The following is a 14,186-nucleotide window of genomic DNA, read 5'->3' as shown; positions in this document are numbered from 1 at the left end:
TTGAAGCTCTTTGCGTGTCGGCGTACCCTATGGTGCTGTCGCGCTTAAGGGAAGAGAAGGGGGCGAAATGGCGAGGCCGAAGGAAACTGCTGTCGACGTTACCGAGGGCGTAATCTGGAAGCAGCTGTTTACGCTGTGCATTCCCATTTTCTTCAGTTCCTTTTTTCAGCAAGCGTACACGCTTATCAACACATTCGTTGTCGGACAATTTGGCGGCAAAGACGCCCTCGGTGGCATTCAAGCAACTACGTGCTTGACCGAGCTTGTCGTTGGTTTTTGCGTCGGCCTCGGTGCTGGCTGTGCCGTTTGTGCCGGACAGTTTTTTGGGCAAAAAGATGATGAGAGACTCTCTCGCGCCGTGCACACGGCCATGACGCTTTCGCTGCTCATCGGCCTTTGCGTTACCGCTTTTGGCGTGATCTTTATCCCCGATATCCTGCGCCTCATGGGCACGCCCGAAGAGCTTCTTCACGATTCGATTCTCTATTCGCGTTGCTATCTGGGCGCCATGACCTTTACGCTCATGATGAACATGGGCGTGGCCCTCTTGCGTGCGGTGGGCGATACACGTGGGCCCGCTTTGATCACGGCTGTGAGCTGCATTGTCAACATCGCGCTCGATCTTGTGTTCGTGGTCTGGCTTCGCCTCGAAGCACTGGGCTGCGGCATCGCTACGGCTCTCGCCATCGCAAACAGCTGTATGCTGATTCTTCACCGTATGCATAAGGCCGAGGGGGCTTGGCGACTCGAGTTTTGCCGAATGCGTATCGACCCCGTAATCTTGAAGAATATGGTGTCGTGCGGTTTGCCTCTTGGCATTCAATCTGCTGCTTATTCGATTTCCAACATCATCGTGCAATCCACCATCAACAGCTTTGGTGCCGATGCGGTTACGGGCTGTGGCCTGGCAAGCCGACTCGATGTGTTTGTCTGGCTGGTCGTAGAGGCACTTGGTGTGGCGCTTACGACGTTTACGGCGCAGAACTTTGGGGCGCGCAATTACCGGCGCATGCGTGAGGGCTACCACACCTCGCTTGTCATGTCGCTTGTGCTCGTGGGCTCTTTGTCCTTGCTGCTGATTTTCTTCGTCGATCCGCTATCGCGTTTCTTTATTGATGACGTCGACGTGACATATTACACGCGCCTGATGATTCACTATGTTGCGCCCTTCTACATTTTCTACTCTGTGGTCGATAATGCCTCCGGAGCCATTCGAGGTTCGGGCGTAAGCCTGCAACCCATGATCTTGACTTTGTTGGGTACCTGCGTTCTTCGTATCATTTGGCTTTTCACAGTCGTGCCGCTGCATCACGAAATGGGCACGATGCTCATGGTGTACCCTGTTACCTGGGTTGTGACGGCGATTCTTTTTGCCATCTACCATCACTCCGGTAACTGGCTGGGCCGCGCTCGCGAGCGCCAGGAACGTTTTGAGATTGCGCTCTAGTACTCGATGCCGCGCCGGGCGAGAAGGCCTTCGTCAAAATAGTGTTTTATCGGAACCATTTCGGTGACCAGGTCCGCTCTGTCGGCAAGGTCTAGCAATCCGCGTCCTGTAAGCACCAGCTCGGTTGTGGCGGGTTTTGACGCGATGAGCTTTTCGATGTCTGCTCGCGTTACGTAGCCTTGATGCATCGCGTAGCCCACCTCATCGAGCACGAGTACGTCTACGGGCTTATTCCGTGCAGCGATGGGGATGCTCGCGTCTGGAGCGTCTCCCGCTGGCGCCAGTGCCCAGTGCGCTAGATTCAAGATCTGCTGTGCGCATAGTTCTGGCGTTTCCCGCGTGGCTTGTGCAATTTCGAGGCCTATCTGTGGCGCTATCTCGTGTTCGGCGCAGACGAGCTTTTTTGCAAACTGGAGAAAAAGGACGTCGAGCCCTAGCCCGCGAGCGCGAAGGGAAAGACCGAGCGCTGCGGTGGTCTTGCCCTTGCCGTCTCCGGTATAGATTTGCACTTTTCCACATTCGAGTTGAGCCATCGTATTCTCGAGCCTTTCGTATACGCGACATATGTCTTTATGAGCTTATCGCTGGGGGGAGCTTCGCTTCGAAAACAATTTGATTATCTTATTGTCGATAGGGTATCAAACAGTAATCAACAATTCTCGAGATGGAGTATTGCCAATGGAGATGGATGATCGCAAGCGTAGACGGAATATGATCCTCTACGTTCTTATCGCGTTCGTTGTCTATCTTGTGCTCAGCACGGTGCTGTTTCCCAATTTGGGACGCACCCAGCAGATCACCGAGACAGATTATTCGACATTTGTGACCGCTTTGAAAAAGAAGAAGGTCGATAAGGTCGAATACAACACGGACGACTACACGATTTACTACACCAAGAAGGGTGAGAGCGAGGATATCGCCTATAAGACGGTGGGAGTCCCCAACGATTCGGGCTTTACCGATCGCGTGCTCGATGCCGGTGCCTCTCTGACCTCGGTGGTTCCTGATAAGAACTCCGGGCTTATGATGTACTATCTGCTCACTATGGTGCTTCCCATCGCCATCTTCTTCTTTGTTGGCTGGTGGCTCAACCGTAAGATGAAGAAGGCCATGGGCGACGACGGTCCGTCGATGAACTTTGGCGGCGGTTTTGGCGGCGGCGGTCTTGGTAAGTCTGGCGCGCGCGTGATCGCTTCCAAAGACGTGGGCGTGACATTTAAGGACGTCGCTGGTCAGGAAGAGGCCAAGGAGTCCCTGAAGGAAGTTGTTGACTTCCTCGAAAACCCAAAGCGTTATGAGGAGATTGGCGCTAAGCTTCCCCGCGGCGCTCTGCTCGTGGGACCTCCGGGTACTGGTAAGACCCTGCTTGCCAAGGCGGTTGCCGGTGAAGCCGGTGTGCCGTTCTTCTCCATCTCCGGCTCGGAATTTGTCGAGATGTTTGTGGGCCGTGGTGCCGCAAAGGTGCGTGACCTGTTCAAACAGGCCAAGGAAAAAGCCCCGTGTATTGTCTTTATTGACGAAATCGATACCGTTGGCAAGAAACGCGATGGCGGTGGGCTTTCGGGTAACGATGAGCGTGAACAGACCCTGAACCAGCTTTTGACCGAGATGGATGGTTTCGATAACCATAAGGGCATCGTTGTTCTTGCGGCCACTAACCGTCCTGACAGCTTGGATCCGGCGCTGCTTCGTCCCGGTCGCTTTGATCGTCGTATCCCCGTCGAGCTTCCCGACCTTAGCGGACGCAAGTCGATCCTTGAGCTTCATGCTAAAGACGTTAAGGTGCAGCCGCCAATTGATCTTACCGCCATCGCGCGCGCCACGCCGGGCGCGTCCGGTGCCGATCTTGCGAACATCATCAACGAGGGTGCCCTTCGTGCCGTTCGCATGGGCCGCAAGCGCGCTACCCAGGATGATTTCGAAGAGTCGGTTGAGGTGGTCATTGCCGGCCAGCAGCGTAAGTCCACGGTTCTTTCCGATCATGAGAAGCAGGTTGTTTCGTATCACGAGATCGGCCATGCCATCGTGGCGGCGCGCCAGAAGGGTTCTGCCCCTGTCACCAAGATTACAATCGTGCCGCGTACCTCGGGTGCCCTTGGTTACACGATGCAGGTTGAGGAAGATGAGAAGTTCCTGACGACCAAGCAGGAGATTCTTGATAAGCTTGCGGTCTACTGCGGTGGCCGTGCTGCCGAGGAGCTCATCTTCGGTGAGATGACGACAGGCGCTGCCAATGATATCGAGCAGGCAACGAAGCTCGCGCGCAACATGATCACGCGTTTTGGTATGTCCGATGAGTTTGGCATGATGGCTTTGGGTACGGTTCAAAACCAGTATCTCAACCAGGATACCTCGCTTACCTGCGCCCCTGGAACGGCCGAGCAGGTGGACGCCCTGGTGGTAAAGCTGATTGAGGAAGCTCACGCCCGAGCTATGCAGATCTTGAAGGAGAATAAGTTCAAGCTGCACGAGCTTGCTCGCTATCTCTATAAGAAGGAAACCATTACCGGCGAGGAGTTCATGACGCTTCTTTCGCGCGAGAATCCGCTGATGCCTAAAGCGCAGTAATTGATTACTTGGGACTTTCGTCCCGTCTTTGATGCACGCCTCGCATGCCTCACGTGTTTGAGGCTGCGAGGCATTTTTTGTATACATGGGTTTGGAAATCGCTTCGATTCGTATCGAAGCTGTGGCGTTTGTTAAGGATTTGTTTTTCGTCAGGTGGGCCGCGGTGCGTTATCAGAATTATGGCATCGCGTGCAAGCGTGGCGGTCTCTCATGAGTCCGTCGATTATCGTTTCGAGAAGGGCATTCCATGCGAACTGTCGAGTTGAGCAACTACACGATCGGCGAGGATTGCTTTGATGCGATTCCTGAGGTCTTGACGCTTCATAAGGCTAAAAAGATCATGTTAATCGGTGGTGAACGCGCTCTTGCGGCAGCTGCTCCCGGTATCGAGGCTACAGTTGCTGGCACTGATATCGAAGTGCTCGGTCGTCATGTGTACGGCAAGAACAGCACGCGAGAGAATATTGCCAAGATCGTTAACAGTCCTTTGGCCCAGGCTGCAGACGTACTCTTCGCGATCGGCGGCGGTAAGGCCATCGATACGGTGAAAACGGCGAATATCGAGCTCAACAAAATAGTGTTTTCAGTTCCCACCATCTGCTCAAACTGCTCGGCAGGTACTGCCATCGCCGTCGTGTACAACGCCGACGGTTCGCTCGAGGGGTATAGCTACCCGCATTGTCCCGACCACATTTTTATCAACCCTGCGATTATCGCAGCGGCGCCTGCAGAGTACTTCTGGGCTGGTATCGGTGACGCGCTTTCAAAGCAACCCGAGGTGGAGTATGCCACCAGTGCTGGAAACTTGGAGCATACCGCTGCTTTGGGCTTGGCCCTGGCTCGCACTTGCTCTGAGCCTCTTTTCACCTATGGAGAGCAAGGCTTGGCCGATGTACGTGCAAGCGCGAGCTCGGAGGCTGTGCGACAGATTGCGCTTGATATCGTGGTCAACACGGGTTATGTCTCAAACCTCACCAACCAGACTGATTTCTACTACAACTCAAGCGTCGCTCATGCTTTCTACAATGCGAGCTGCTCGATTGACCGCCCAGGCAGCTATCTTCATGGTGAAGTCGTAAGTTTTGGCGTCCTCGTTTTGCTCGCCTATATCGGTGATGAGGAAAATCTTGCTCGCTATGCTGCCTTCAACAAGAAACTCGGCCTCCCGGTGACGCTCGAGGCTGTCGGCTTGGATGAGAGCTTTATTCCTGCACTTTGTGAGGCTGCCCATGCTACCAACGAATGGAGGCAGGGCAACCCCGAGCCCTTTAGCGACGGTAGATTTGCTCAGGCTATCAAGGACGCCGACGCTTTTGGCAAACGTCTCAGCTAGAGAATGCGCTGTGGGCAGCGCTGTCAGGATGCCATGATAAACCTCGCTATTTAGCACTACTTCACCTTGATGTGGCATAGTGTCCTTATTAAATGGGATTCTATCCATAAGCAATGAGAGGAATGCCAATGGGCTTTTTTGATGATATTCAAGCCTCTATGAATCGAGGCATGGCTAGCGCTGGTCGTGCCGTGGATACGCAGAAGATCAAGATGCAGATGAACGATGCTGCGAAACGCCGGCAGGCGCTTGCGGCCCAGCTTGGTGCAAGCCTTTATGATGTCACCAAGGATACTCCTGAGTTTCGTTTGGGCCGCGAGCCTCTTTATGATGGCATCGCAGCTGTCGATGCCGAGCGTGCATCGCTTCAGGCACAGCTCGATGAGCTTGAGCGTCAGGCGCAGCAGGCGGCTCAGGCTGCCACCACATTTGCATGCCCCTTCTGCGGAGCGCGCATGGGCGTGAGTGATCTGTTCTGTTCCGGTTGCGGCAAACCTATCGCCGAGATCAAGGATGCCTTTGCCGCGCAGCAGCAGGCAGAAGCCCCCGTTGCATCTACCGTCGGTCCCGTGTGCCCCGCGTGCGGCGCTCCTGTTGTCGAGGGCGATGCTTTCTGCATGTCGTGTGGCAAGAAGCTTGGCGAAGACGCCTCTGCAGAGTAATGCGACATATGGCCGGGACAAAATCCTACGACGATTTTGTCCCGCTTTTTTTGCTTTGTAAAACATCGATGCTCGCACTGTTCGTTCGTGCTAGCATACAAACCTGTTAAGCGTTGATGGGGACGAGTAATCGGTCATACGCGCACATCAGAGAGTTGGACCTTGGCTGAAAGTTCGACGTGCGCGCCCGTATGAAAATCACCCCGGAGCTGCGGCCCCAACGGGAGCATATCCTCAGTAGGCGTCGCCGGGATGGTCGCCGATATAGGCCAGCCGAGTATCGGATGCGAGGCATACGTGGTTGCCTGTGCATCTAAGCTGGGTGGTTAAACGAAGAGCATGAGCGGCTATACCGCATGAGAGCGCTTCGTCCCAGCTTGTAGGGACGGGCGCATTTTTTGTGCCCAAAGGACGCGAGAGCGTCCGCGTGTATACGAAAGGGGTATTCGTGGCCAACGAGTACAAACAGACCATGAACCTGCCCAAGACCGGGTTTCCCATGCGCGCCGGTCTTTCCAAGTCCGAGCCCAAGCGTCTCAAGGACTGGCAGGACAACAAGGTCTATGAGCAGGTTTTGAAAAAGAACGAGGGACACAAGAAGTTCGTCCTACACGACGGACCTCCGTATGCAAACGGCCCGATTCACATCGGCCATGCCATGAACAAGATCTCTAAGGACATCATCAACCGCTATCAGGCCATGCAGGGCTATGAGACCCCCTACGTTCCGGGATGGGACTGCCATGGTCAGCCCATCGAGCACAAGGTCGAAGAGAAGCTCGGTACCGCCAAGTTCAATGAGACCCCGGTGGCGAAGATCCGCGAGCTCTGCAACGAGTTCGCTGTCGAGAATATCGAGCTCCAGAAGGCGGGTTTCCGTCGTCTGGGCGTGCTCGGCGATTGGGACAATCCCTACTTGACGCTGTATCACCAGCATGACGCTGCCGATATCGAGGTTTTCAAGGCCATGTTCGATCGCGGTATGATCTATCGCGGCCATAAGCCCGTTCACTGGTGCAAGCATTGCCATACCGCTCTCGCCGAGGCAGAGATCGAGTACTCCGACGAGACGTCCCCCTCGATTTTTGTCCGCTTTGAGCTCATGAGCAAGCCTGCGGGCTTGGAGGGTTTCGACGGTCCTGTCGATTTTATTATTTGGACCACGACCCCGTGGACCATTCCTTCCGACCAGGCGGTATCCCTCAAGCCCGGCGAGAAGTATGTTGCTGTTGAACACGACGGTCGCGCCGAGATCATGCTCGAGAAGCTCGCTCCTTCTTGCTGCGAGCAATTTGGGTGGGAGTACACCCCGGTTCAGGTCGACGGCGCCGACTATGTAGTCGATGCCGAGGTCTTTTATCATCTGCACTATAAGCAGCCCGTCTTTGATGGCGTTGAGGGCGTGGCGCTTCTTGCCGATTACGTTGGAACCGAAGACGGTACCGGTATCGTCCATAACTCTCCTGGCCATGGCGCCGACGACTACTACGTTTGCGTCAAGGAAGGCATGGATATCTGCATGCCGGTCGATGATGACGGCAAGTTCTACGTGGGCGATGAATTTGGCTGCGGTGGTCCCTTCAGCGGCATGGATACCGATGAGGCCAACCCTCACATTATCGAGTTCCTTCGCGAGCGCGGCACGCTTGTGATGGAGAAGAAGATCACGCACAGCTATCCTCACTGCTGGCGCTGCAAGCATCCGGTTCTTTTCCGTGCCACCGACCAGTGGTTTGTATCTATGGACAAGACCGGTCTGCGCGAGATTGCTGCCGATCAGATCAAGAACCATGTGAAGTGGTATCCCGCGCATGCGGCCAATCGTATTGGTGCCATGGTCGAGCAGCGCCCTGACTGGTGTATTTCCCGCCAGCGCAACTGGGGTGTGCCTATCCCGAGCTATACCTGTGCCGACTGCGGCGAGAAGGTCATGAACGACGACACGCTCGACGCCGTGATCAAGCTCTTCCACGAGAAGGGCTCCGATGCTTGGTTTACCGATGAGCCCGCAAGCTATCTGGGCGACGCCTGTGTCTGCCCTAAGTGCGGTGGCCATCATCTTAAGACCGACCGCGATATTCTCGATGTGTGGTGGGATTCCGGCGTCTCCTGGAAGGCTGTTTGCGAATATCGCGACGAGCTTCAGTATCCCGCTGATGTCTATCTTGAGGGTTCCGATCAGCATCGCGGATGGTTCCAGAGCTCGCTTCTCACCTCTGTGGGCGCCAACGATATTGCCCCGTACAAGGCAGTTGTGTCCCAGGGCTTTACCCTGGACGGCAAGGGTCGCAAGATGTCCAAGTCGCTTGGCAACGTGATCGACCCCAATAAGGTCTGCGACGAGATGGGTGCCGATATCATTCGCCTGTGGGTATCCTCGGTCGATACCAGCTCTGATGTCTCCATCGATCACGAGATCCTCGCTCGTACCTCCGATGCGTATCGTCGTTTCCGCAACACGTATCGCTTCCTGCTTTCCGAGCTTGAGGGGCAGTTCGATCCCGAGCATGACCGCGTTGCGTTCGACGAGCTTATGCCGCTTGACAAGCTCATGGTTGCTCGTCTGACTCAGGTGCAGGCCGAGGTCGATGACGCCTATGCCTCCTATGAGTTCCCGCGCGCTTACCGCGCTCTGTACGACTTTGTGGTCACTGAGCTCTCCAATGTCTATTTGGACGCTCTGAAAGATCGCCTGTACTGCGAGAAGCTCGGCTCTCTCAAGCGCCGCAGCGCTCAGACCGTCCTTGCAGAGCTGCTCTCTATGCTGCTGCGCGACATGCAGCCCATTCTCGCCTATACCACAGACGAGGTTATGGCGTATGCGCCCGCAGGCATCGTGGACAACCAAAAGTACGCTGCACTGCTCGATTGGTACAAGAGCCCCATCACTTTTGAAGAGGCTAATGAGTTCGAGGGCATTCTCGAGGCTTCGCTTGAGCTTCGTTCCGTTGTCACCAAGGCGCTCGAGGAGGCGCGCGCTGCCGGTACCTTCACCAAGAGCCAACAGGTCAAGGTCAAGGCGACCGTTCCTGCCGAGATGTATGAGCTGCTTTGCGGCGACAAGGCCGTCGACCTTGCCGAGTTCTACATCGTCTCTGCCGTTGAGCTGACGTCCGGTGACGAGCTGACCGCTACGATCGAGCCTGCCGATGGCGAGTGCTGTAACCGCTGCTGGAACTATCGTACCGATGTTGCGACGTACGGCGCTCATGAGCATATCTGCGCTCGTTGCGCCGCCGCGCTGGGGGAATAGCGGTACCGTATCCGCATCCTTTCATGTGCGTGTCGAGGGGTCATCGATTTCATCGGTGACCCCCTTTTGTGTGATATGGTTTTGCAGAAAAACTGCTGGCAAGGAGTACGAATGAAACAGCAACAGCCCGAGATGAGTCCTAGTCGTGTGTGGCGCTTTGCCGCTGCCGCCGGCATTTCCGCTCTCTTTTTGGTGCTCGACCAGATCACCAAGGCGGTCGTGCGTAACGCTCTTGCCTTGGGCGTGCCCGGCCCCGAGCTCATACCAGGTGTGATTCGTCTGTTCTATGTGCAAAACGTGGGTGCAGCGTTTTCTCTTGGTGAGGGCCTGGGCGGAGCTTTTGTTCTGCTCGCCTTGGCGGTAATCGCTGCTACGGTATGGTACCTATGGAAGACCCCGTTGCTTTCGCATCTTGAAGTTGTTGGTCTCGCCATGGTTGTAGGCGGCGCTGTGGGCAATGCAATCGATCGCTTGACGTGCGGCTATGTTGTTGATTTTTTTGCCACGGAGTTCATCGATTTCCCTGTCTTCAATGTTGCCGATATCGGCATCACCGTTGGAGTTGTTTTGGCATTCATCGGGTTCACGTTCTTTTCTCCCGCCAATAAGATCGATGCGACAGAGGAACTCAACCGTCGCGATGCCCAGGCGCGCGCCAAGCGCGAAGCAAAGCGTGCAGCTCGTAAGAAGGGTGACTCTTGATGGCCGACATGCATTATTTGGTCGATATATCCGATGCCGGCTCGCGTATCGATGCCTATCTTGGCGCTCAGTCAGGCATGCCCTCGCGTTCTGCTTGCGCGCGTTTGCTCGAGGCAGGCTCCGTCGATGTGAACGGTGAGACCTGCGCTTCTAAGAAATACGCTGTTTCTGCTGGCGACCGAATTTCTGTTGAGCTGCCCGAAGTTGACGAATCTACCGAGATTGTGCCTCAGGCGATTCCTCTGGATATTCGCTATGAGGATGATTACCTGATTGTTTTGTCCAAGCAGCGTGGTCTCGTATGCCATCCAGCTCATGGACATGATTCGGGTACGCTTGCCAATGCGCTTGTATATCATTGCGGAATCGATCATTTGGGTACCGTTCAGGGAGAGGACCGTCCTGGCATTGTGCACCGCTTGGACCGCGATACTTCGGGTCTCATGCTTGCCGCTAAGGACGATGACACTCAACGCGAATTGCAAAATCTTATTCGCACGCGCACGCTTGACCGTCGCTATATCGCCTTGTGCCACGGATACATTTCGCTTGATTCTGGAACCATCAACACCGGTATCGCTCGCTCCACGCGCGACCGCGTGAAGATGGCCGTATCCGATGACCCGTTTGCACGCCAGGCCATTACCACGTTTCAGGTGCTCGAACGCTTTGAGGCGCAGCGCGGAGACGATGGCTACACGCTTGTTGAATGCCATCTGTATACCGGGCGCACGCATCAGATTCGCGTGCACATGCGTCATATCAATCATCCGCTTGTGGGCGACCCGCTTTACGGCAAGCGCAATGCGGGTCACGCTGACCTAGGGCTCGATCGCCAGTTCCTTCATTCCTGGAGCGTTCGCTTTACGCATCCGGTGACGGGGGAGAATATCGCCTGTACCGATGGGCTGCCCTGGGACCTTGCTGCCGCCCTCGATGAGCTCGAAGATCGCTCAATGGGCCGCACGGAGGCGGGGGAGCGTATCATTCCGCAGCTCAACATGTATGTTTAAGTGAGCACATAAGCTTCACCATCTGCACTGAGCCCTGCGTTAGACTCTTTGCTGTTTGTCTTTATTTGAATGATCTCGAGGTTCTCGATGGCTTTTGATTTTTCTGGTATGACCCCCATTGTCGCGTTCAATTTCATCGTTGGCACTCTATTTGGATTGTGCTTCCTCTACCAGGTCGTTTTCTTTCTTATCGGCCTTTTTCATGGCGAGGTCAAGCTTCCTCCCGCCCGCAAGCAGCACCGCTATGCGTTCTTTATCGCGGCTCACAACGAGGAGCCCGTTATCGCCAACCTGGTGAAGTCTATCAAGCAGCAGGATTACCCTTCCGAGCTCATCGATATTTTTGTTGTAGCGGATGCGTGCACCGACAATACCGCTCAGGCTGCACGCGACGCGGGCGCCATCGTCTACGAGCGAAACGACCTTGCGCGCAAGGGTAAAAGCTGGGTTATGGACTATGGTTTCGACCGCATCCTCAGCGAGTATCCCGATACGTATGAGGCATTTTTTATCTTTGATGCCGACAACCTTCTTTCGCCCAATTACGTGAGCATCATGAACGATGCCTTTGATCAGGGATATCTTGCGCTTACGAGCTACCGCAACTCCAAGAATTTTGGAAGCTCTTGGATTTCCGCTGCTTATGCAACATGGTTTTTGCGCGAGGCGCGCTTCCTTAACAACGCGCGCATGATCTGCAAGACATCGTGCGCCGTTTCTGGCTCGGGCTACCTGGTTTCTTCCAAGATCGTCGAGGGCATGCATGGTTGGGATTTCCACACCCTGACCGAGGATATTCAATTCTCCACGTTCTGCGCCGTTCACGGTGTTCGCATCGGGTATGCGCCCGCAGAGTTCTACGATGAGCAGCCGGTGACGTTTTCGGCGTCCTGGAAGCAGCGTATGCGTTGGACTAAGGGCTTTTATCAGGTCTTTTTCACCTATGGAGGACATTTGCTCAAATCAATTGTCCACTTTAGGCGTTTTGCTGCCTACGACCTCATGATGACGATCGCTCCAGGCATGCTGCTGACGCTCATCTCGATTCTCGCCAATGGTACGTTTATGCTTGTAGGCTCGCTTTCACATGGCTTTTTGGCTACCGATCGCGAACTCGGTATGTGCTTCGGTTCGATTCTCATGACGCTTCTCTACATGTATGGAACGTTTTTTGTAATGGGCCTGCTCACGACGGTCGTTGAGTACCGTCATATTCATTGCAAACAGAAGTGGCGCATCATCACGAATCTCTTCACGTTCCCACTGTTCATGTTTTCCTACATTCCCCTTACGGTCGCTGCCTTGTTCCTTAAGGTTGACTGGGTCCCCACGCCTCATGAGGTTGCTGTTACGCTGGACGAAGTTATGGAAGGCGCTCAGTAGTATTTTGAAGGTCCGTCTGTCTCTGTCTGCGTCTTCGGGGTACATACCGTGCAGTTTTGTGAGTATGTCGGGAGGAGCAAGCAGGCATGATGACCGTCGGGGCATTGCGACTGATCTTTTTCTTCATCTATTTGTGCCTAGCAACTGCGGCGGCTGTCTGTGACGCCAGGACGAACCGTTGTCCTAACGCTCTCGCCTTCGCTTTGGCTCTATCGTCGTCGGTGCTCGTGGGCTTTTCGATTTCTGAACGCGCATTCGTTCATCGCCTCATTTTTGCCGCGGTGCCCCTGTTGCTGCTAGTGATCTTCGAACTTCTGTGGCGTCGTGTAAGGGGCAACGCTGGCTTTGGCATGGGGGACATCAAGGTATTCTTTTCCATGCTGTTGATTCACCCACTGTGTGCATTTACAGCGCTCGGCATCGCATGCGTATTTCTCTGCTTGTTCTGTTTGGTTCGTTCGCGCACGCACGCTCCCTTCCTTCCGTTTCTCGTACCGTCTTTCGTCTTGGTCCTCATATTGTTTGAATCCTGTGCATTGATTCTTTGATATGCGATGATGGTTCAAACGAAGGGATGGTTCATGGGTGATTCTGCACAGGGCTTGCATGCCCGTCTTCTAGACATGTCCGAGACGCTCAGCGACGATCTGCTTGAGCAAATGGAGGAGAACCGTGCTAGCGGTTGGGTCAATCCGTACCGCTGCGATGATGGCGATGTCATTCGTCGTTTCCCTCGTTCTCAGGATGCTTCCACCATCTTTCGTCCGCCGTTCGTACGTGATATCGAGAAGATCATCCATCTTCCTGCCTATAATCGCCTAAACGGCAAAACCCAGGTCTTTAGCCTTCGTAGCAACGATGATCTGTCTCGCCGTGGCCTACATGTACAGCTCGTTTCGCGCATTGCCCGTGATATCGGCGCCGCTTTGGGCCTTAACTGCGATCTTATCGAAGCAATAGCGCTTGGACATGACCTTGGCCATACGCCATTTGGCCATGCGGGGGAGCGCCGTTTGCACGAGCTGCTGCAAACCCATACGGGGCGGTCGTTTTACCATAATGTTCATTCGGTTCGTGTTCTCGATACGCTCTTTGGCCGTAACGTGTCGCTCCAAACGCTTGATGGCGTCCTTACGCATAACGGTGAGTACGAACAGCGCGCGTTTCGCTTGTCGGGACTTTCTTCTTTCGATGCCTTCGATTCCGTCATGGAGTCGTGCTATACCGAGGATTTCGGCTATATCAAGACGCTTTGTCCGGCGACTCTCGAGGGCTGCGTTGTGCGCATTTCCGATATTATCGCCTACGTTGGACGCGACCGGCAAGATGCCATCGAGGCTGGTCTGTTAGACGAAGACGCTTTCGATGATGGGCTTGGGAGCCTATATAATTCTTGGATTTTGTCGCACGCTTCGGTCGATATTATCGAAAACAGCTATGGCAAGGATCATATCGAGATGAGCGAGGGGCTCTTCCGTGAGCTTTCGCGCGCAAAAGCCGAGAACTATAGCAAGATTTATCTTTCGGCGGGAGTCGAGGAAGAACGTTCCGAGATGCTTACGCGCGCATTTGAGCTCATGTATGAGCATTTCCTTGCCGATCTTTTGCACCGAGACGAGTCGAGCTTTATATATCGTCACCATATCGCCCGCATCGACCGCGCCTTGTCTCATTACGGTCGCTCTTACGATTGGCAAAGTGACCTTAACCAGACGGTTGTGGACTATATTGCGAGCATGACGGATGGCTACTTCACTGAGCTTGCTTGCAAGCTCTTCCCCGAACTTGAATTACCTGGTCGAACCTATATTAACGAGCAATGATT

Annotated in this window: 11 protein-coding genes; 10 read left to right on the top strand and 1 reads right to left on the bottom strand. The window is 54.5% G+C overall.

What is annotated here, in order from left to right; all coding sequences use genetic code 11:
- Positions 1 to 67: 67 nt before the first annotated feature.
- On the top strand, positions 68 to 1,447 hold the full coding sequence (locus tag BQ9843_RS03725; RefSeq protein WP_075843926.1) for an MATE family efflux transporter: 1,380 nt from the start codon (positions 68 to 70) through the stop codon (positions 1,445 to 1,447).
- On the opposite strand, the gene BQ9843_RS03720 is transcribed toward BQ9843_RS03725, so the two are convergent.
- A complete protein-coding gene (locus BQ9843_RS03720) occupies positions 1,444 to 1,980 on the bottom strand; it encodes a cob(I)yrinic acid a,c-diamide adenosyltransferase (protein WP_075843925.1) in 537 nt (178 codons plus the stop codon). The two genes, BQ9843_RS03725 and BQ9843_RS03720, sit on opposite strands and share 4 nt — an antisense overlap.
- 178 nt (positions 1,981 to 2,158) lie before the next feature.
- On the opposite strand from BQ9843_RS03720, the gene ftsH reads away from it, so the two are divergent.
- From ftsH to BQ9843_RS03675, 9 genes are all read left to right on the top strand, one after another.
- Complete coding sequence (gene ftsH, locus BQ9843_RS03715; protein WP_040220837.1) at positions 2,159 to 4,015, top strand: ATP-dependent zinc metalloprotease FtsH; 1,857 nt, start codon at positions 2,159 to 2,161, stop codon at positions 4,013 to 4,015.
- 247 nt (positions 4,016 to 4,262) lie between these two features.
- Entirely contained in the window at positions 4,263 to 5,348 is a 1,086-nt protein-coding gene (locus BQ9843_RS03710; protein WP_075843924.1) for an iron-containing alcohol dehydrogenase family protein, read from the top strand.
- Between the two features lie 128 nt (positions 5,349 to 5,476).
- Positions 5,477 to 6,010 (top strand): zinc ribbon domain-containing protein, encoded by a 534-nt coding sequence (locus tag BQ9843_RS03705; protein WP_075843923.1) that lies wholly within the window; start codon positions 5,477 to 5,479, stop codon positions 6,008 to 6,010.
- A 472-nt stretch (positions 6,011 to 6,482) separates the two neighbouring features.
- The gene (ileS, locus tag BQ9843_RS03700) at positions 6,483 to 9,263 is read left to right on the top strand and encodes an isoleucine--tRNA ligase (RefSeq protein ID WP_230205593.1); all 2,781 of its coding nucleotides are present in this window, start codon (positions 6,483 to 6,485) and stop codon (positions 9,261 to 9,263) included.
- A 111-nt stretch (positions 9,264 to 9,374) separates the two neighbouring features.
- Positions 9,375 to 9,965, top strand: coding sequence for a signal peptidase II (gene lspA, locus BQ9843_RS03695; RefSeq protein WP_230205572.1), 591 nt, complete (start codon positions 9,375 to 9,377; stop codon positions 9,963 to 9,965).
- Positions 9,965 to 10,978: an RluA family pseudouridine synthase gene (locus BQ9843_RS03690; RefSeq protein ID WP_075843921.1), complete on the top strand. Its 1,014-nt coding sequence runs from the start codon at positions 9,965 to 9,967 to the stop codon at positions 10,976 to 10,978. Before lspA ends, BQ9843_RS03690 begins: the two co-directional genes overlap by 1 nt.
- 108 nt (positions 10,979 to 11,086) lie before the next feature.
- Positions 11,087 to 12,361, top strand: a complete 1,275-nt coding sequence (locus BQ9843_RS03685) for a glycosyltransferase family 2 protein (RefSeq protein WP_075844114.1) — start codon at positions 11,087 to 11,089, stop codon at positions 12,359 to 12,361.
- Between the two features lie 86 nt (positions 12,362 to 12,447).
- A complete protein-coding gene (locus tag BQ9843_RS03680) occupies positions 12,448 to 12,909 on the top strand; it encodes a prepilin peptidase (RefSeq protein ID WP_075843920.1) in 462 nt (153 codons plus the stop codon).
- Between the two features lie 33 nt (positions 12,910 to 12,942).
- A complete protein-coding gene (locus tag BQ9843_RS03675) occupies positions 12,943 to 14,184 on the top strand; it encodes a deoxyguanosinetriphosphate triphosphohydrolase family protein (RefSeq protein ID WP_075843919.1) in 1,242 nt (413 codons plus the stop codon).
- The last annotated feature ends 2 nt before the right edge of the window (positions 14,185 to 14,186 follow it).

The sequence above is a fragment of the Collinsella bouchesdurhonensis genome, from assembly GCF_900155365.1.
Classification (GTDB): Bacteria; Actinomycetota; Coriobacteriia; order Coriobacteriales; family Coriobacteriaceae; genus Collinsella; species Collinsella bouchesdurhonensis.
This window is presented reverse-complemented; position numbering and strand designations above follow the sequence as displayed.